Source organism: Pseudomonas sp. PvP027, assembly GCF_017833005.1.
GTDB lineage: Bacteria > Pseudomonadota > Gammaproteobacteria > Pseudomonadales > Pseudomonadaceae > Aquipseudomonas > Aquipseudomonas congelans.
Genome location: NZ_JAFIBK010000001.1, coordinates 5032620 through 5049960, shown reverse-complemented (window position 1 = coordinate 5049960; position 17341 = coordinate 5032620). Strand labels below are relative to the sequence as shown.

Annotated in this window: 17 protein-coding genes and 3 tRNA genes; 11 read left to right on the top strand and 9 right to left on the bottom strand. The window is 56.9% G+C overall.

Going from position 1 to position 17341, the window contains the following annotated elements; translation table 11 throughout:
• Positions 1 to 87: 87 nt before the first annotated feature.
• Positions 88 to 882, top strand: a complete 795-nt coding sequence (locus tag JOE33_RS22010; protein WP_032612404.1) for an NYN domain-containing protein — start codon at positions 88 to 90, stop codon at positions 880 to 882.
• An 85-nt stretch (positions 883 to 967) separates the two neighbouring features.
• Here JOE33_RS22010 and JOE33_RS22005 read toward each other — a convergent pair whose 3' ends face one another.
• Both JOE33_RS22005 and JOE33_RS22000 read right to left on the bottom strand, forming a co-directional pair.
• On the bottom strand, positions 968 to 1282 hold the full coding sequence (locus JOE33_RS22005) for a hypothetical protein (protein ID WP_010434862.1): 315 nt from the start codon (positions 1280 to 1282) through the stop codon (positions 968 to 970).
• A 217-nt stretch (positions 1283 to 1499) separates the two neighbouring features.
• Positions 1500 to 2363 (bottom strand): alpha/beta hydrolase, encoded by an 864-nt coding sequence (locus tag JOE33_RS22000; RefSeq protein ID WP_209924134.1) that lies wholly within the window; start codon positions 2361 to 2363, stop codon positions 1500 to 1502.
• A 117-nt stretch (positions 2364 to 2480) separates the two neighbouring features.
• On the opposite strand from JOE33_RS22000, the gene JOE33_RS21995 reads away from it, so the two are divergent.
• The 4 genes from JOE33_RS21995 (at position 2481) to JOE33_RS21980 (ending at position 6064) form a co-directional block, all read left to right on the top strand.
• Positions 2481 to 3083 (top strand): TetR/AcrR family transcriptional regulator, encoded by a 603-nt coding sequence (locus tag JOE33_RS21995; RefSeq protein ID WP_010434865.1) that lies wholly within the window; start codon positions 2481 to 2483, stop codon positions 3081 to 3083.
• A gap of 253 nt (positions 3084 to 3336) precedes the next feature.
• Entirely contained in the window at positions 3337 to 4125 is a 789-nt protein-coding gene (locus JOE33_RS21990) for an SDR family oxidoreductase (RefSeq protein ID WP_010434867.1), read from the top strand.
• A gap of 59 nt (positions 4126 to 4184) precedes the next feature.
• A complete protein-coding gene (locus JOE33_RS21985) occupies positions 4185 to 5186 on the top strand; it encodes an NADP-dependent oxidoreductase (protein ID WP_209924133.1) in 1002 nt (333 codons plus the stop codon).
• 65 nt (positions 5187 to 5251) lie between these two features.
• Positions 5252 to 6064 (top strand): oxidoreductase, encoded by an 813-nt coding sequence (locus tag JOE33_RS21980; RefSeq protein ID WP_122590188.1) that lies wholly within the window; start codon positions 5252 to 5254, stop codon positions 6062 to 6064.
• A 19-nt stretch (positions 6065 to 6083) separates the two neighbouring features.
• Here the strand turns inward: JOE33_RS21980 and JOE33_RS21975 are convergent, their stop codons facing one another.
• The gene (locus tag JOE33_RS21975) at positions 6084 to 6668 is read right to left on the bottom strand and encodes a TetR/AcrR family transcriptional regulator (RefSeq protein WP_187625730.1); all 585 of its coding nucleotides are present in this window, start codon (positions 6666 to 6668) and stop codon (positions 6084 to 6086) included.
• A 211-nt stretch (positions 6669 to 6879) separates the two neighbouring features.
• Positions 6880 to 7581 (bottom strand): glutathione S-transferase N-terminal domain-containing protein, encoded by a 702-nt coding sequence (locus JOE33_RS21970; protein ID WP_054994340.1) that lies wholly within the window; start codon positions 7579 to 7581, stop codon positions 6880 to 6882.
• A 338-nt stretch (positions 7582 to 7919) separates the two neighbouring features.
• On the opposite strand from JOE33_RS21970, the gene JOE33_RS21965 reads away from it, so the two are divergent.
• A complete protein-coding gene (locus JOE33_RS21965; protein WP_010434877.1) occupies positions 7920 to 10334 on the top strand; it encodes a DUF3772 domain-containing protein in 2415 nt (804 codons plus the stop codon).
• A gap of 128 nt (positions 10335 to 10462) precedes the next feature.
• Here JOE33_RS21965 and JOE33_RS21960 read toward each other — a convergent pair whose 3' ends face one another.
• Complete coding sequence (locus JOE33_RS21960) at positions 10463 to 11431, bottom strand: LysR family transcriptional regulator (RefSeq protein WP_054994339.1); 969 nt, start codon at positions 11429 to 11431, stop codon at positions 10463 to 10465.
• Positions 11432 to 11552: 121 nt separating this feature from the next.
• Here JOE33_RS21960 and JOE33_RS21955 point away from each other — a divergent pair, with 121 nt between their 5' ends.
• A complete protein-coding gene (locus tag JOE33_RS21955; RefSeq protein WP_025991046.1) occupies positions 11553 to 12479 on the top strand; it encodes an alpha/beta hydrolase in 927 nt (308 codons plus the stop codon).
• A gap of 520 nt (positions 12480 to 12999) precedes the next feature.
• Here JOE33_RS21955 and JOE33_RS21950 read toward each other — a convergent pair.
• Positions 13000 to 13076: transfer RNA gene (locus JOE33_RS21950), tRNA-Arg, on the bottom strand.
• A 317-nt stretch (positions 13077 to 13393) separates the two neighbouring features.
• Between JOE33_RS21950 and JOE33_RS21945 the strand changes: the two genes are divergently transcribed.
• The 3 genes from JOE33_RS21945 to JOE33_RS21935 all read left to right on the top strand — a co-directional run bounded on the left by JOE33_RS21945 (position 13394) and on the right by JOE33_RS21935 (position 14612).
• Positions 13394 to 13633, top strand: a complete 240-nt coding sequence (locus tag JOE33_RS21945) for a hypothetical protein (RefSeq protein ID WP_010434882.1) — start codon at positions 13394 to 13396, stop codon at positions 13631 to 13633.
• Positions 13634 to 13669: 36 nt separating this feature from the next.
• Positions 13670 to 13855 carry a PA3371 family protein gene (locus JOE33_RS21940; protein WP_010434883.1) on the top strand — a complete coding sequence of 62 codons (186 nt, stop codon included), beginning with the start codon at positions 13670 to 13672 and terminating at the stop codon, positions 13853 to 13855.
• A 430-nt stretch (positions 13856 to 14285) separates the two neighbouring features.
• A complete protein-coding gene (locus tag JOE33_RS21935; protein ID WP_002554423.1) occupies positions 14286 to 14612 on the top strand; it encodes an Arc family DNA-binding protein in 327 nt (108 codons plus the stop codon).
• Between the two features lie 187 nt (positions 14613 to 14799).
• Here the strand turns inward: JOE33_RS21935 and mgtE are convergent, their stop codons facing one another.
• Complete coding sequence (gene mgtE / locus JOE33_RS21930) at positions 14800 to 16242, bottom strand: magnesium transporter (protein ID WP_003424840.1); 1443 nt, start codon at positions 16240 to 16242, stop codon at positions 14800 to 14802.
• 325 nt (positions 16243 to 16567) lie between these two features.
• Between mgtE and bamE the strand changes: the two genes are divergently transcribed.
• Entirely contained in the window at positions 16568 to 17056 is a 489-nt protein-coding gene (gene bamE / locus JOE33_RS21925) for an outer membrane protein assembly factor BamE (RefSeq protein WP_054994338.1), read from the top strand.
• A 44-nt stretch (positions 17057 to 17100) separates the two neighbouring features.
• On the opposite strand, the gene JOE33_RS21920 is transcribed toward bamE, so the two are convergent.
• Together JOE33_RS21920 and JOE33_RS21915 are read right to left on the bottom strand one after the other, a co-directional pair.
• Positions 17101 to 17177: transfer RNA gene (locus JOE33_RS21920), tRNA-Arg, on the bottom strand.
• Between the two features lie 87 nt (positions 17178 to 17264).
• A tRNA-Arg gene (locus JOE33_RS21915) sits at positions 17265 to 17341 on the bottom strand.

Below are 17341 nucleotides of genomic sequence, written 5' to 3'. Positions count from 1 at the left end.
GCAGCGGCCTGCCTTGCATAAATATCGGGGAATAGCGCCAATCTCTCGTTTTGACGGTATGGTTATGCTTTCGTACGAGGGTGATCCATGGCCGTTCAAAACCCCAACAGCGCTCAAAAGCACTTGGCAGTGCTGATTGATGCCGACAATGCGCCAGCGGCTATCGTAGAAGGCCTTTTCGAAGAGATCGCCAAATACGGCGTGGCCAGCGTCAAGCGCATCTATGGTGACTGGACCGGCCCGCAACTCGGCGGCTGGAAGAAAGTTCTGCTCGACTACTCCATTCAGCCCATCCAGCAATTCGCCTACACCAAAGGCAAGAATGCGACTGACAGCTCGTTGATAATCGACGCGATGGACTTGCTCTACACGCGTCGTTTCGACGGGTTCTGCCTGGTGTCCAGCGACAGTGACTTCACACGTCTGGCTTCGCGTTTGCGTGAGGAAGGCCTGACCGTTTATGGCTTTGGCGAAGAAAAGACACCCAAACCATTTGTGGCGGCCTGCGACAAGTTCATCTACATCGAATTGCTTCGTGAAGAGATCACCACCCCGGCCAGCGGAGACTCTACGCCCGATGCAACTGCAACACCGAGCAACGTGAAATCGGTGGCAACCGAGCCGAGCAAGAAACCCAAAGCCCCCGTGGGCTTCATCGCAAAGATAATGGACGATATTGCTGATGAAGACGGCTGGGCACCCTTGGGCGCCATTGGCACAAACATCACCAAACTGCGCCCTGAGTTCGATCCTCGTACTCATGGCTACAAGAAACTGAGCGATCTGATCAAAGGCTATCCACAAACGTTCGAGCTACAGGCCCGTGCGGCTTCCGGCGGAACAGCAGTGCTCTACGCGCGACACAGGGTGCAGGGCAAGTGAGGTTCGTCAGTCCGGGACTGACGGCTGCGACTATTGCATCACTGTCGGTTCTTTCCTGACGCTGTAGCTGGAACGGCTCCGCCGATCACATGTAAAAAAGGTCAGCCTGAAAGCTCAGGTTTTCCAGTACGGCCGCACCTGTTTCGGTAACACCGAGAACAATGTGCTGGACATAGGGAAACGAGATGTCGTGCTCCAGCACAGCGGCTGAAACCAGCAGCCCCTCTTTGACCAGCTCATCAATCATTGCCATAAACTCCCCGGCCGCCGGAACGTCTGATTGAAGACGTATCAGTGCGAGATAAATTTGACCAGACGTCAACTTTCCAGGCCGAACGAAGTTCGCGCTGCGGACGATTTCAAGCACCGCCAATTCATCGGAAAAATTATTAAAACCCATAGCGGCCTCCAACTTCTGAAGACACTGACCCGCCTGTCCGGCTACGTCAGGACTTTTAAAAGAAGCTCAGCTCGTGATGAGCGGAAACGCACCTGGCTTCCGTTATTCATCTTGCAATTGAACGAGCCAGATCCAGCTGGCACATACGGATTTCATGAAGCTGCGTGTAGACGCTTTAGAGTGGAAGCGTTGGAAAGGCCATCCGTTGCGGATGCCGTTAATGATGATCCGGTTTCAGAAACTTCATCGCTTCCGCAATAACCGACGGATGATCAATCAGCCGATTGTGGCCAAGCCCTTCAGTGGTAAACAGACGCGCGCCCGGCCATAGTTCTGCAAAACGAGCACCCTTTTCCCACGGCGTTTCACGATCACGGCGGTCATGAATGATCAGGGCGGGACGATCAAGCAGCGGCAGTCGCGGACTGGCGTCGTAATCCGCGAAGCGGCGACCGGTCAGCGAATGCAGGACGCCCTCGAAAGGCTTGAATACCTTATGGGCAACACCGACTGAATCGAACTGTTGAAGTACGCTGTCCGCAGGTGCCAGGAACGGCGCAATCAGGATGAAGCGCTCAGGGCTCCACTGCGGCTCCTCAGCAAAAACAATGGATGAAGCGCCCAGTGAATGCGCTATGACCGCCGCAGGCTTTCCGAAATGGCGTCTCACGTGCTGCTGCACCGCCACGAACTGGGTCATATGACTGATGCTGCCTGCGCTCAACCCGTGCGCGGGCTGATCGAACCCCACCACGGCGTAGCCCATGGAGCGCAGTAGCGGAACCCATCCGATAAAACGCAGCGCGTAACTTGACCAGCCGTGGGCCAGCAACACGTACGGCTGGCTGGCAGGGTCGCCCCAGACATAGGTGGCAATTCTGATGCCGTCCAGCTCAAGGCTACCGGTTTGCATATCCGTCGCCTTACTCAGGATTTCGGCAGCCTTGGCACGTCCGGATGCCTGTGGAGTCACAAAACGTCGAGCGAGATATCTTCCAGTGATGCCCGGTAGAATACGGCTGATCAGCGTGAACGTGCCGCGCAGCGTCAGTAGTCGAAGCCTTTTGATGATGTCGCTCATCGGTATTCCCCACGCCCGTCAGATGATCTGGCACCATTAGAACAGCCTATCTTGTCACTGACAAGATAGGCTGAGCCGACGGGAATATAACTTTTGTTTCATGATAGGGAGCCTTAAATGTCGACTTCAGACGCCCCGCGGACCTACCACCACGGCAATCTGCCCGCCGTCCTGCGTCAGGCCGCCTGGGATATCGTGGGGGAATCGGGAGCCCGCGGCATGTCACTGCGCGAGTGCGCCAGACGGGCGAATGTCTCTCATGCTGCCCCCGCCCACCATTTCGGCTCTCTGGAAAACCTGCTGGCGGAGGTGGTGGCCGATGGGTACGAGCGCATGGCCGACGTCATCATTGCCGTGCAACAGGAACTGGACGACACCCTCCTGGGTTGCGGCATTGGTTACGTAAGTTTCGCCAAAAGTTACCCGGAACACTTCCGGTTGATGTTTGGCTCGGGTGTAAACCGCACGTTGCCCCGGCTTCTCACATCGGGTGAACGTGCGCTGCAAGTGCTCCGCCAGTCGATACGCAATGCCTGGATAGCGAAATACGGTAGCGAGCCCGAGCCGGAACTGCTTGAACAGCGCACCTTCCTCGCCTGGAGCACCGCACACGGCTACGCTTCCCTGACCATCGACAGAAAGACGAATAACCCCCCTATTCCCTCTGCCGAGTCGATACTTCAATTGATGACGAGCGCCGTGCTCACGCCGTCAGACTGAAAACAGACGCACTGCCTCCACCCAATCGCTAAACAACCGCCGTCGTGACTGTGCTTGCGCAGAAGCGGTTTCGACGGTGTGCATGCAATTTACCCGTACTCCTTACGTTGATGTTCTCCAGACCCCCTTCAGAATCTGAGCACGATCGGCATCGACCATTTTGATGTCGATCAACATCAATACGTTGACATTTTAGATTTCGATCGTAATCATAAGTGCCATCTCCTAAACGCACTTTACGAGCACATCCTCCATGACAACGCCATCCACTGTTCTCATTACCGGTGCATCCAGCGGCATCGGCGCGGTCTATGCCGAACGATTTGCCCGTCGCGGTCACAATCTCGTGATGGTCGCTCGTGACAAGGCACGTCTTGATGCCCTGGCAGCACGCCTTCGTGAAGAAAACGGCGTTGCCGTTGAAGTCATCCAGGCCGATTTGACTCAATCTGCCGACCTCACGGCGCTGGAAACCCGCCTGCGTGACGATGCAAGCATCGGTGTGCTGATCAACAACGCAGGCATTGCCCAATCCGGAGGGTTCGCACAACAGAACGCCGAGTCCATCGACAAGCTTGTCGCACTCAATATCGTCGCCCTGACACGCCTTGCGGCCGCAGTGGCCCCGCGTTTCGCGCAGTCCGGCTCGGGCTCGATCGTCAACCTCGGATCGGTGGTGGGCTTTGCGCCAGAGTTCGGCATGTCGGTCTACGGTGCGACCAAGGCCTACGTGCTGTTCCTTTCCCAAGGAATGAACGTGGAACTGGCGCCCAAGGGCGTATACGTCCAGGCAGTGCTCCCGGCGGCCACGCGCACCGAAATCTGGGAGCGCGCGGGGATCGATCTGAACACTATTGCAGAGGTGATGGACGTCGACGAACTGGTTGATGCGGCGCTGGTGGGTTTCGACCGCCGCGAACAGGTGACCATTCCGCCGCTGCATGTGGCGGGGCGTTGGGACTCGCTGGATGAGGCGCGCCAAGGGCTGTTGTCGGACATTCGGCAGGCTCAGGCAGCCGAGCGCTATCGCCCGCAAGCCTGAAGCGGATCAAGCCGCGGCGGATGCACATCCTTGTTCGACGACACTGGAATCAGAGCGTCATGAAAGCACTGACATTCGAAAATTACGGCAAGTCGCCCGAGATTGCGATTACCCACATTCCCATACCAGCCATCAAACCTGACGAACTGTTGGTGGAAGTTCACGCGGCCGGGTTGAACCCGATCGACAACATGATCACTACGGGTGTCTTCAAGCCTGTGGTGAAGTTGCAACTACCGGCCACCATGGGCAGCGATCTGGCGGGCGTGGTCATTCAGGTGGGTAGCGCAGTCACTCGTTTCAAGGCGGGCGACGCGGTATTTGCGAGCCTGTTCGAACTGGGTGGGGGCGCCATCGCCGAGTTCGCCGCCGTACCGGAACACGCTGCCGCCCTGAAGCCGGCCAATCTGGACTTTGTTCAGGCAGCCTCCATCCCGATGGTCGGGCTTACGTCGTGGCAGGCTTTCAAGGACTGCGCCCCTCTTCAAGCGGGCCAGAAGGTGTTCATACCGGCCGGGTCTGGAGGTATCGGCACCTTCGCCATACAGCTGGCAAAACATCTGGGCGTCACAGTGGCCACGACCACCAGCACCGGGAATATGGAGCTGGTCCGCAGCCTGGGCGCAGATGAAGTGGTGAATTACAAAGAGCAGGCATTCGAACAGGTGTTACACGACGTTGACCTGGTGCTCGGCACCACCCGGGGAGACGACCTTGAAAGAGCTGTCGGCATCCTCAAGCCCGGCGGCAGGATCGTATCCCTGGTCGGCCCGCTGGATAAGGCATTCGCCAGGGCTCGGCGGATGAATGCCTTCTTCACCTTCGTATTCGGGTTGATGAGCCGCAGGATCACGCGTCTGGCCAGCAAGAAAAGTGTGTCGTACTCGTTTCTGTTTGTTCGCGCGGATGGCGCTCAACTTGGCGACATTGCCAGGTTGCTTGAACGTGGCCAGCTAACACCGGTGATTGACAGCGTCTTTGCGTTTGAACGGGCCAGCGAAGGGCTTGAATACCTGGGTCAGGGCCGTGCCAAGGGCAAGGTCGTCGTGAAGATCAAGTAAGCGCTTACTCATCGCCCCGCTCAACCACACTTCAGGCCCGCACCTGTCGAGTATTGGAGTATCAAATGAACACTTCTTCCGAAAGAACCGCCATCGTCACGGGTGCATCATCGGGCATCGGTCGCGCCACCGCCGAGGCGCTGGCGCGCTCGGGGTATACCGTGTTTGGCACCAGCCGCAAAGCCGGTGACAGTTATGCACAGGTCTCCATGCTGAGCTGCGATGTCACGGATGACGACTCTGTCCGTGCGCTGGTTGCAACCGTTCTCGCGCAGACCGGGCGCATCGACCTGCTGGTCAACAATGCCGGCATCGGTATGCTGGGCGGCGCCGAGGAGTTCTCGATCCCGCAAGTGCAGGCACTGTTCGACGTCAACCTGTTTGGCGTCATGCGCATGACCAACGCAGTACTGCCGTCGATGCGCCAACGAGGTCAGGGGCGCATTATCAATATCGGATCGGTCCTGGGGCTGATACCGGCGCCCTACTCGGCTCATTATTCGGCGGTCAAACATGCCTTGGAAGGCTATTCGGAATCGCTCGATCATGAAATTCGCGCCTTCAACGTCCGGGTCTCGGTCATTGAGCCGGCCTACGTACGCACCGTCTTCGATCAAAATGGCATCGAGCCGGACTCGCAGTTGCAGGCGTACGATCAGGCGCGAGCAGGTGTCCGTGCGTTGCTCGCCGATGTCATGCCGACAGCCGACCTGCCCGAAGTTGTTGCAGCAGTGGTGCTGAAAGCGGCGAGCGATGTTCGCCCGCGGCATCGATACACCGCTGGCAAGACCGCCCGACAAATCAGCATGCTGCGGCGCTTCGCGCCTGCCGGAGCGTTCGATAAGAGCTTGCGCAAGCAGTTTCGCTTGCCGGTGTAGATGCCATGGTCTGGACGTATCAGCGCCGTTCCATACTGACTTGGTTCGGCAGTAGACCACAGGCACGATAGGTGTCGATCAACGTGTCAAAAAGGGCAATGTCCGACCTGCTTCTGGCAACCAGTTGCGCGCCCGCCACCGCGGAAAAAATGGCCTGTGCCCGCACCTCGCTGTCCGAGGGCGAGCAAACGTTCGCCGCCACCAAAAGCTTGCTCAGCCAGGCAATGTTGACCTGGGCAAATAGCTGCATTTCCTCGGTCATCTCTGGCGGCAGGTTGTCGGTTTCAGCGCCGACGAAACTGCCCAGGCAAAGGCGGTTTTCAACCTCCAGCGAGCGCCGGAAAATTTCCGGGAAACGCCGTAACGCTTCGATCGGATCGGGGGTTTCTGCGGAGATCGTCTCGAGTGCAGCGGCACCGTCCTGCCAGTATCGCGTGGCAACCGCGACACCCAGATCAGCCTTGCTGGGGAAGTAGTAGTAAATACTGGCCGGCTTGATTCCGACCTGGGCGGCCAGATCGCGAAAGTTCAGGCCGTTGTAGCCCTGGGACTGGGCGATGTTTCTGGCAGCAAGCAGGATCGCCTCACGGGCGTTGATGGTCATCGTAATGCCTTGTACTTCGGACGCGTTTCTGGAAACCGACACATGCTAATTCAAAAACCTGCCTTTTGTTAGGTAGAAAGACGGGGTCGCGCATGGCAGCGGTCATCCGCTGCTGAACGGCCGTCGTTGGTATATCCCGGCCTGCAACGGCTATCGCCGGGAACATCCTGCATGACGTTCCCGGCGACAAGGTGCGCGAACACCAGGCCAATCACTCGGCCGGCGAGTCCAGCTCAGGAATACCGCTGCTGCGATCAGCATAGGCCGCCTGGAAAGCCGGACGCTTCTGCCAGCGCTGCCAGTACAGGTCCAGGAACTCGAAACGCTCATCCAGTGGCGTGGCGTTGACCGGGAACTTGGAGAAGGCAATGGCAGTTGCGAGCGTGATGTCCGCGAACGTTGGCGCATCGCCGCCCAGCAGCCACTCGCGACCATCGGACAGATGAAGATTGACCAATGCCGCATGGCTCAGCGCCTCCTTGCGACAGTGCTCGCCCCATGCTTCGTTCCTGGTCAGTTCAAGCTTGAAACCGAGGCCGGTGTGCAGCACGTGAAACGCCGTAACGATCCGATAGAGGATATGCACCCAGATGCGGTTATCCCACATGTTATCGAGGCCCTGCTCCAGAGCGCCCTCGCCCATGATCTTGCGGCCCGGATAAGACTGATCCAGATAGCGAGCAATAGCTGCCGTCTCGGAAATAAAGCTACCGTCTGCCAGTTCGAGGGTCGGCGTTTCACCCCACGGGTTCATATTCAGGTGCCGCCAGCCACGCTGCTCTCCGCCGGGCGCCATGTCATAAATGGTTTCATCGAACAGATCGGCGATGCCTTTTTCATGGATGAACAAACGCAGGCGTTGAGGATTCGGAAAAGCCGAAGGAGAGGTGAAAAGTCGCAATTTAGAGGTCATGGTCGGGCCTGTGCGGTAGGGTAAAAAACCTACCTAACTATCGTTAGGTATCCGTACCGTAGCGGCACCTTTGCATCGAGTCAACACCTACCTAACACTTGTTAGGTGAACAGTATTGGCTCGGCTTATCAGTTAGCCTGGCAACCAGAGAAAATTCTGCTGAGAATGCAGGCTTGATGCACGGTTTGGCCCGCATTGACAGCGCTCAAACGTGAGCGCCTTGATATCCTGTCCGCCGATCTCGGGCGGCCAGTGAATGCCGCTCAAAAACGCACAAGACCCAGGCTCGAACCACAGGCCTCGCCAGGCCGCATAGCGCAGAGAAAGAAGGAAAAAGAATGCAGCACGCTTCGCTGAACCGTTTTCGTACCGGGTTGCTCGCCTTGCTTTTGCTGTGCGTGACCTTGCCGGCCCTGGCCCAGAATGCCCCCGCGCCCCAGGCTGATAGTGCCAGCAGTGCCGCGCCTGCCGTGGATGTGCCGAGTCTGGATGATCTGAACAAACAGCTCGATCAGATCCGTCAGAAAGTGACGGGCAGCGCCAACGATGACCTGCTTTCAAGCCTGCGTCAGGCGGCTTTGCAAGTTCAGAAACAAGCCGACAATCTGGTTGCGCAGCAAGCTGTCGACATCGAACACCTGAATGATCAGCTCAACATTCTCGGGCCGGTGCAACCGGACGAAGCGCAAAGCCTGACCAGTCAGCGCAAGACGTTGACCGCGCAGAAAAACGCGCTGGTCAGTGATGAACGGCAGACCAATGAGCTAAGCCAGTCAGCCCGGGATCTGGCTACGCAAATATTCAACCTGCGCCGCAGCCTCTTCGATTCACAGATCAGCACGCGCACCGCTAGCCCGCTCAGCTCGGCATTCTGGTCCACACTGATTCGCCCGACCGATGACGACCTGGGACGTTTGAACAGGCTTCTGGTGGACGTGCGTCAGGTGCTCGACAACGCGATGGCACCGGACAACCGTGTGCAATTCATCAGCGTGGTGCTGGGCGCGTTGTTCATCTGGGTGGTTGTCCGGCGCCTGCTGGAGCGCCTGCTGATCTGGGCGATGATTCGCTGGCTGCCCGAAGGCCGCCTGCGCCGCAGTGCCTTGGCCCTTGCGGTCGGGCTGTCGACCATTCTCACCATCACCATCGCCACGTCCTTGCTGCGGTGGGGAATCGTTCACAACGCGGTGCTCAGCAATGACGTGGTCAATCTGCTCGATCAGGTGCAGACGCTGATTACCTTCTGCGCCTTCATCGTCGGTCTGGGCCGCGCGCTGTTGATGCTGGCACATGCCTCGTGGCGCCTGCCGCAAATTCCTGACCAGATCGCCACCGCACTGGGCCGCTTCCCGCCAGCACTGGCGCTGGCATTGATGGTCATCGGTACGCAGGAGCGAATCAACAGTGTGATTGCCAGCAGCCTGGCACTGACGGTTGCGGTCAATGGCCTGACGGCACTGGCGGTTTCGCTGGTGTTCTTCTACGCCCTTTTGCGCTACCGCCGTACCCGCCGCCGCTTTGAGCTGGAGCGCCCGGCGGGCTTCGCCGGTCTGATTCCGTTTATCGTTGCGGTGTGGGTCGGCCTGAGTTTGCTGGCGTTGTTGAGCGGCTATCTGACGCTGGCGTACTTTCTGGCAGTGAAACTGCTCTGGGTGAGCGTGGTGGCGTCCACTGCATACCTGCTGATCGCCTGCTTCGGTGACATCTGCGAAACCCTCCTGTCGCCCAAGCAACCTGGCGGCCTGGCGCTGGGCTCAGCGCTGGGCTTGTCCACTCGCCATCAGGCGCAGGCAAGTACCGTACTGGCCGGCATAGGCCGCACCTTACTGCTGCTCACCGCTGTACTGCTGGCCTTCCTGCCTTCAGGGTCGAGCCCGGGCGATCTGCTCGCCAGCTTTACTCAGCTGGATGTCACGTCCAAATCCATGGGCAACCTGAACATCGTACCCAGCGACATTCTGGTGGCATTGGTCTGCCTGGTTGTCGGCCTGCTGAGTGTGCGTGTCCTCAAGGAGTGGTTTGGAGAACGCCTGCTGCCCGAAACCAACATGGACGCGGGCATGCAGGCCTCGCTGGTGACCCTGATCGGTTACATCGGCTTTGTGCTGGTGGTGGCTGTGGTGATGTCCACGCTCAACATCAGCCTCACCAACCTGACCTGGGTGGTCAGTGCGCTGTCGGTGGGGATAGGTTTCGGCCTGCAAGCCATTGTGCAGAACTTCATCTCCGGCCTGATTCTGCTCACCGAGCGTCCGGTCAAAGTCGGCGACTGGGTAAGCCTGGCGGGGGTCGAAGGCGATATTCGCCGGATCAACGTCCGCGCGACCGAAATCCAGATGGGCGACCGCTCGACAGTGATCGTGCCGAACTCGCAGTTCATCACGCAGAACGTGCGTAACGTGACCATGGGCAATGCGCTGGGAGTGGTCGGAATCACCCTCACCCTGCCCCTGGAAACTGACGTGCTGCAAATACGCGAACTGCTGTTGCAGGCCTTCACCGAACACGAAGCGATACTCGATGCGCCAGCGCCTTCAGTCACCTTCAAAGACCTGACCAATACCGGTTTGATCATCAGCGCCAGCGGCTACGTGAACAGCCCACGCTCGGTGGGTGGCGCACGGAGTGATCTGTTGTTTACCGTTCTGGGGCGTCTGAGGGAATTGGGTGTAGCGCTGTCTGCACCGCAGAGCATGGTGTTGATCAATGAGGGGGCTGGGAAGGAGGCGACGGAAGATTCGGTGACGCCTTAGGGCGGGAGTGGAGCGCAGGGGTGGGAGGTTCTGGGGCCTGCCTTATTCTTTCACAGGCAATACAAAAAGCACCCGTCAGGCTCGGCCTGATTGGGGCTTTTTCAGTTGCCCTTACTGCCACTCTGCTGTCACGAAAATTTCATGCCGTTGGGATTTTTCGCCCTAGATGTAGTGCCTTTTACTGGCTGCTGTTCCCATGGCGGGCGAGGTGACCAAGCCTCCACAAGCTTATCGATGAAGAGTCGAATTTTTGGAGAGAGGTGGCGCTTGCTAGGGTAGATCACCCGAATAGGCTCTGCCGCCTCTGCATACCCAACGAGCAATTGCACGAGCTTGCCGCTCCTCAAATCGTCGTTCACCACGTAGGAAGGAAGAGTCGCGATACCCAGGCCAGCGATAGCTGACTGGTGCAATGACTCAGCACTGTCCATCTGTAACCTTCCACCATGAGTAACGGGCACAGAGCTACCGTTCACGCGAAAATTCCAAGGAAGCAATCTCCCACCGCTCACAAAATGCAGACACTGGTGCTCGGATAAATCCTCAGGCGTTTTGGGCTCGTCATGCTCAGCCAGATACTTGGGTGAAGCGCAGGTAATCATTTGTTGATAGGCCACCGTACGCGTGAGCAACCGAGAATCTTCCTTGGGAGGCCCGATGCGCATGGCCAAGTCAAACCCCTCATCGATCAGGTCGACCAGCCTGTCGGAAAAAGTGATATCCACGCTCAAAGAGGGCCAATCGTTCAGGCAGCACTCAATGTGCTGAAGAACATGAAGTCTGCCCAACGCAACCGGCAAGCTTATCCGCAATCGTCCACTGGGTGTCGAACGACGAAATGCCAGCGCGTCCTCTACATCGTCCAGATCCTGAAGAACGCCCACGCAGCGCTCATAAAGAATCTGGCCTTCGTCAGTCATGCTCAAACTGCGAGTTGTGCGATTGAGCAGACGTACCTGCAATCGAGCCTCCAGTCTCACTATCGATTTCCCCACCGCCGAGCGAGTCAACCCCAGCTGCTTGGCCGCCGCAGTGAAGCTTCCTGCGTTTACCGAGCTTACGAATGCTGCAATGTCATTCAGGTTATGGAGTTCCATACGGCATCAGTGGTCTCAACGTTCGGGCGGCTTAGCACCTGTTATAGGGAACCCTATTCCCCAATACTAAGCATAGTATCTCAATTAGCTAACCAACTCCGAACGATCAATTGAGGTCATTATGAACACTAAAGTCCAAGCAGCCGTCCAAACCTGGGCCAACAGCCTTAGCGATCTGGTACCTGTTCTTACGGGAATCGATACCACTACAAACATGAGCGACATCCGCGACTCTTACGCAAAAATGCTCGCGCAAAATCCAGCGCCAACTGGCGTTAAATTCGAAGCAGTCGACATGGGTGGCGTACCCGGCACACTGGTCACTCCGAACGAGATCAAAACCGACGCGGTTGTGATGTACATCCACGGAGGCGCCTACATCGTAGGTCGTCCAGACGGCTACCACGGCATCGGCGGCAACTACGCGAAAATGCTCGGTGCTCGTGTGTACATGCCGGACTACCGCCTTGCCCCTGAGCACAAGTTCCCAGCCTCTATTGATGACACACTGCGCACTTACGAGTGGCTGCTTGAGCAGAAAGTCCCGGCTAACAGAATTGCGTTCTGCGGCGAATCGGCTGGCGGCGCGATGGTTGTCAGCGTCATGGTCGCGGCTAAATCGAAAGGGCTGCCATTGCCTGCGGTTGGCTCCTCCATCTCGCCATGGGCGAACCTTGAACACACCGGTGCTTCCATGAGTAACCGTGAAGGTCTGGATCCTCTGAACTCCAAGCCTGTATTGGACATCCTCGCCAGAGCATTCCTGGGCGACACGCTGGCCAATCATCCGCTGGCATCTCCGGTGTTCGCGGACGTCACCGGTCTTCCCCCCATCTTGGTACAAATCGGCGAAAACGAGTTGATGTTGAGTGACGCGATGCGTCTTGCAACTCACTTGGCTGATAACCGTGTTCGCGTCAACCTGGAAGTATGGCCTGCGATGTTCCACGCCTGGCACTTCTACGCCACCATGCTGCCAGAAGGTCAGCAGGCAATGGAGAGTTCCGTTCGCTTCATTGAGACTGGCCTGGCCGACGCAAACCGCTAAAACGCAGAACAACCGCGACAGCTTTCGGCTGTCGGGGTTTTGCTCGTCCTGTTTCTACGAAAGCTTTTTCAAGGTATTCGAAAACCTGGGCAAGTGCCCTGCCCCAACTCGTATGCATCGCTGGCCCCCACTATCGGTGCGGCGGGTGGGCTCGTGACAGCTTTTGCTCTATTGACTGAGCCACCAAGACAACGACAGCACATTGCTAAAACCTTCCAGGTTGCAGAAATGCTGATATCCAGAAGCGGACGACCTCTGTATATCCGCACCACTGAAAGGTAACAACCAGACTGTGTCTGCAGGCTATTTCAGACTTATGGAAAAGGGCATCCATTACGGATGCCCTTTATTGGTTGCGATTTAGTATTTGTGATTCGTGCTTACCTAAACAGCTTTTCTCACCGGCTTCGGAAGCGGGTTGGACGTAGTAGTGTCGAGATTGGTGGCATAGAGCTGCGTCACCCTGCCGTCACGGAGAAGGCGAGCTATCAGGATAATGGCTTGAAGAGCTTTATTTATATGGTGTCCCAGGCGGGGTTCGAACCTGCAACCTTCCCCTTAGGAGGGGGATGCTCTATCCAATTGAGCTACTGAGACACTGCATGCCGACACACCGATCGGTGCCAGCGAGGACGGCGTGCATCTTAGCGGCATGTGGCGCTTTTGTCATGTCGTCATTGCCCTACAACCCTGTAGCCGATGTCGCCTGGAAACATGGCCTGATAAACCGATCATGCAATTTGCAACACCCCAAAAAGCCATCATTGCAAAACGCACTGTAGAGCACTTTTTTTAATTTACTAAGACATTGATTTATAAAGAATTTATATCAATTTCTGATTGGCATGCAGACTGCATTATCTATATCTGTGGAACACATCTCATCCCAAACGGTCGGGCACAGGTACTGGAAAATGAACAAGACTCTCTCAGCGTTGAATGCGGCAGCTCTGGTGGCTCTGGTGGCATTTCATTTCCAGGATTCTGGTATCAAGGACGCTCAGGCCATCACGCCTGCTCCTGTCCATCACCAGATCAGTCAGGCGCCAAAGCTGGCAATCATGACTGAACGCGTTGCAAGCGCAGCGATGCTGGCCAATGACGATGATGAGTCACTTCAGTTTCCACGCGCCGAACAGCGCTGGGTTTTCTGATAACGCCTGTAACGACCCTTTCAAGAGAGAGTAGCCATGTCAAAATCCGCGTTGTCATTTCTGGTCCTGGCGATCATGGCCGTCGTCGCCGACCTGTTGCTTCCCGTTAACGCGCAAGCTACGAGTATCGCTGCAAATATCGCTGCCGGTGTATTCGCCAGTCTCTTCGTGGTTGCGCTGTTCGTCGGTCGTCGCTTCAAATTCGATCCGGTGCTTCGCTGACAGCGAAGCTACTTGCAGCAATGTGTCCGGTCGCCTGACCACCTCGCATCCGAAATCCCCCCTGCTCCAGAACAACCCTCCTGCACCGCAGCCAACCCTTTGTCGGCTAACCTCGCTCACGCTGAATTTAGACGCATACTCAGAGTCAAATGGCCATGACAGCAAAAAAGCTCGGTGGCGTGCCCTTTTATCCGGGGACAAATGCGATGACTTTGCAAATTCGCTCGCATTTCTGATAATTGGTGCTGGCAATACGCCGCTACCTGAGTCAATATTTGTCACAGAATTGACGCCAAGGATTCGACGCAATACGGCATGATGTCGGCCCCTTGGAACCCCGGTTGAACATTTGGCCAAAAAGACTGTCTGACTGTGACAATCTTGCGGCCACTTGCTAGAACCGCTTCCCCTGAACTAACCGGTTAAATATATGAGCCCTATGAAACAGGCTACTTATTCCAGCCGCACGGCTGACAAGTTCGTCGTTCGCCTACCAGACGGCATGCGTAATCGCGTGCAAGAGGTAGCCAAGAATCATCACCGCAGCATGAACTCGGAAATCATCGCTCGTCTCGAACAAAGCCTGATTCAGGAAGGTGCTCTTGGTGATGAACCAAGCCTGCGCCTCGATAGTCCTGAGCTGTCCTTGCACGAACGCGAGCTGCTGCAGCGCTTTCGTCAGCTTTCACATCGTCAACAGAACGCCCTTGTTTCGCTGATTGCTCATGACACGGAACTCGCTTCCGAAGAGTCCTGAGACTTGACGTAACAGACAAAGGCCAGCGAAAGCTGGCCTTTTTCGTTATAGCCTTTTTGTAGTCTTTTTCTTTATTAGTCGTCGGCTTATTGCAGTACTCAGCGACATGAAGACTTGGCCGAAGCATAAAAAAACCGCCTGATCACGGCGGTTTTTTTATTTCAAAGGACTGTAAGAGTCGCAAGACTTAGAGCAGAAAGATCGTTGCCAGTCCAAGGAAGATGAAGAAACCGCCGCTGTCGGTCATTGCCGTAATCATGACGCTCGCCCCCATCGCGGGATCTCGCCCCAAACGGGCAAGCGCCATGGGAATGGAAACGCCCATCAGCGCTGCCAGCAGCAGGTTGAGCGTCATGGCGGCGGTCATGACTACACCCAGCGACCAGCTGCCATACAGCATGTAAGCGACCACGCCGATCACACCCCCCCAGAGCAGCCCGTTGATCAGGCCGACAGCCAGCTCCTTGCGCAACAATCGCGCCGTATTACCGGTATTGACCTGGTCCAGCGCCATCGCGCGGACGATCATGGTGATGGTCTGATTACCGGAGTTGCCACCGATCCCGGCCACGATAGGCATCAGCGCAGCGAGCGCCACCAGCTTCTCGATGGAGCCTTCGAACAGGCCGATCACACGCGAAGCCAGAAACGCGGTTACCAGATTGACTGCCAGCCAGGCCCAGCGGTTGCGCAGCGAACGCCATACCGATGCGAAGATGTCTTCTTCTTCGCGCAGACCCGCCATGTTGAGGACTTCGCTTTCGCTTTCCTCACGGATCAGGTCGACCATTTCATCGATGGTCAGACGACCGATCAGCTTGCCGTTCTTGTCCACGACCGGCGTGGAGATAAGGTCGTAACGCTCGAACGCCTGTGCCGCATCGTAGGCATCGTCTTCCGGGTGAAAGCTGACCGGATCGTTGGCCATGACTTCGCCAACCTGCTTCTCCGGATCATTGACCAGCAGACGCTTGATCGGCAGCACGCCCTTGAGCACGCCCTCGGAATCGACCACGAACAGTTTGTCGGTGTGGCCAGGCAGCTCTTTGAGCCTGCGCAGGTAGCGCAGTACAACTTCAAGGCTGACATCCTCACGGATCGTCACCATCTCGAAGTCCATCAGCGCGCCGACCTGATCCTCGTCATAGGACAGGGCTGACCGCACACGCTCACGCTGCTGTGAATCCAGTGTTTCCATGAGCTCATGAACGACGTCGCGGGGCAACTCGGGAGCAAGGTCGGCCAGTTCGTCGGCGTCCATGTCCCGTGCCGCCGCGAGCAACTCATGATCGTCCATGTCGGCGATCAGGGTTTCACGAACGGAATCGGATACTTCAAGAAGAATGTCGCCGTCGCGATCGGCCTTGACCAGCTGCCAGACGGTCAGACGGTCTTCCAGGGGCAAGGCTTCGAGGATATAGGCGACGTCGGCAGAGTGAAGGTCTTCGAGCTTGCGTTGCAACTCGACGAGATTCTGCCGGTGAACCAGGTTTTCTACACGGTCCTGATGCTGACCTTCCTGACGATGGGTCAGGTCTTCAACAATACGCTGGCGCTGCAGCAGATCGACAACCTGAGCCAGGCGGTCCTGCAAGCTTTCCTGCGTTTTTTTTACTTCTCTTTCGGTCATAGGCGAACTCCACTCCCAGCAGCGGGGCACGCCGGGAGATCAATCAGTTAATTCATGATTGTTGAAAAACATTATTGAGTAACGACTGGGTATGTCCATGGAGGTGTTCCACAAGCCCCGGCGGAGCTGACGGGCGCAATGATACACCGCTTTGAGCGAAGCGCACGCGAGAAAATTCAGCCCAGAACAACCGTTTGCAGTGCAAACCTGCACAACTCCGTAAGCCAGCCAGGGTTCGACGTCACATTCAGCCAACAAAACACGCTCGCCCCATCCAAAGACGGCAGTTAGCCTTTGCTGACACCCGTCACGGAGGACCTTGAGCATGCGACCTGCCAATCATCTGCTGTGGAGCGCCCTGCTCTGCCTTTCTGCAACGGCAACCGCCAGCAGCATTCATCGCTGCGAGGATGCATCCGGAAATATTACTTTTACCACCCTGGGATGTCCGGATGGGCACAGTACAAGCCTGCAAAGGGCCTTCAATGCGCCACCAGGCACCCGCATCGATTTGCTGCTGCCCGGCAACACTCCGGCCCCCGCGCCTCGAAAACCGGCAGCTCAGACAGTAGTCGTGGTCGGCGCGCGAGATGATGGCTGCGGCAACCGTTTGAGCGCCGAACAGCGCAGGGCTGCAATCATCAACCAGCGCACCCCTCCCGGCATGACGCGGCGCGATGTCGAAAGCCTGCTGGGGCGCCCCGACAAAGTCACCAATCGCAACGGAGAATTGCACTACGTGTACAACCAGAAAAAAGGTCGCAGTAATCAGGTGACATTTGACGAGCACGGATGCGTTAAAGGAAAACGCTAGAAAGCAAAAAGCCCACATCTTTCGATGTGGGCTTTTCGTTTGTATGGTGCACTCGACAGGATTCGAACCTGTGACCGCTCGGTTCGTAGCCGAGTACTCTATCCAGCTGAGCTACGAGTGCATTGGTGTTTTTAGACCAGATCACCTCTGGTTGGAGCCAGTTATCGGAAACCCTGTAATTGCTTACAACGCTTCAAACAACTTTAAATGGTGCACTCGACAGGATTCGAACCTGTGACCGCTCGGTTCGTAGCCGAGTACTCTATCCAGCTGAGCTACGAGTGC